Annotated in this window: 1 protein-coding gene; it reads left to right on the top strand. The window is 64.2% G+C overall.

Features of this window, described 5'->3' with window-relative positions:
- A protein-coding gene (locus tag J7S20_RS16285; protein WP_284055304.1) for an IS3 family transposase occupies positions 1–1070 on the top strand; the annotation gives its coding sequence in 2 pieces (ribosomal slippage) (positions 1–247 and positions 247–1070; 1071 coding nt annotated over the 2 pieces). This gene is flagged as partial in the annotation.

The following is a 1070-nucleotide window of genomic DNA, read 5'->3' as shown; positions in this document are numbered from 1 at the left end:
CGTGGAAGGTTTTCGGAAGAGCAGATTATCGGGGTGCTGAAGGAGGCAGAAGCGGGCGCGAAGACCGCTGACCTGGCCCGGCGGCACGGTGTATCTGAAGCAACGATCTACAACTGGAAGTCGAAGTATGGCGGGCTGGAGGTATCCGAGGCCCGGCGGCTGAGGGAGTTGGAGAGCGAGAATGCCAAGCTCAAGCGGCTGCTGGCCGATGCGATGCTGGATCAGGCCGCGTTGAAGGATCTTCTGGCAAAAAAGTTCTGACGCCCGCCGCCAAGCGGGAAGCTGTCGCTCATCTCCAGGCATGCCACGGGATGAGCGAACGGCGGGCGTGCCGTGTCATCGATGCCGATCGCAAGAGCGTGCGTTATCGTTCCACACGGGACGATGATGCCGCCTTGCGCGAGAAGCTGCGCGAGTTGGCCAACCAGCGCCGCCGGTTCGGCTATCGCCGTTTGCATATCCTGCTGCGCAGGGAGGGAATCATGATCAATCGGAAGAAGACCCAGCGGCTCTATCAGGAGGAAGGGCTTGCGGTCAGGCGGCGGCGCAGCCGCAGGCGTGCTGTCGGCACGAGGGCGCCTGCTCCGGTGCTGGCGCTGCCGAACCAGCGCTGGAGCCTCGACTTCGTGCATGACCAGATAGCGTCGGGTCGGCGGTTCCGCGTGCTCAACGTGGTCGATGACGTGACCCGGGAGTGCTTGGCCGCGGTGCCGGATACCTCGATCTCCGGGCACCGTGTTGTGCGCGAGCTGACACATCTGATCGCCCAGCGGGGCAAACCCGGAATGATCGTCAGCGACAACGGCACCGAGCTCACCAGCAATGCCGTACTCGCGTGGTGCGGTCAGATCGGGGTGGAGTGGCATTACATCGCGCCGGGCAGGCCGATGCAGAACGGCTACGTCGAGAGCTTCAACGGACGGATGCGCGACGAGCTGCTCAACGAGACCCTGTTCATGAGCCTCGCACATGCCCGGGTCGAGATCGCGGCTTGGGTGGAGGACTACAACCGGGAGCGGCCGCACTCGTCTCTCGGATACGCAACACCGGCGGCGTTCGCCGCCGAACTG

The organism is Stakelama marina (genome assembly GCF_018122655.1).
Lineage (GTDB): Bacteria > Pseudomonadota > Alphaproteobacteria > Sphingomonadales > Sphingomonadaceae > Sphingomonas > Sphingomonas marina.
This window is presented reverse-complemented; position numbering and strand designations above follow the sequence as displayed.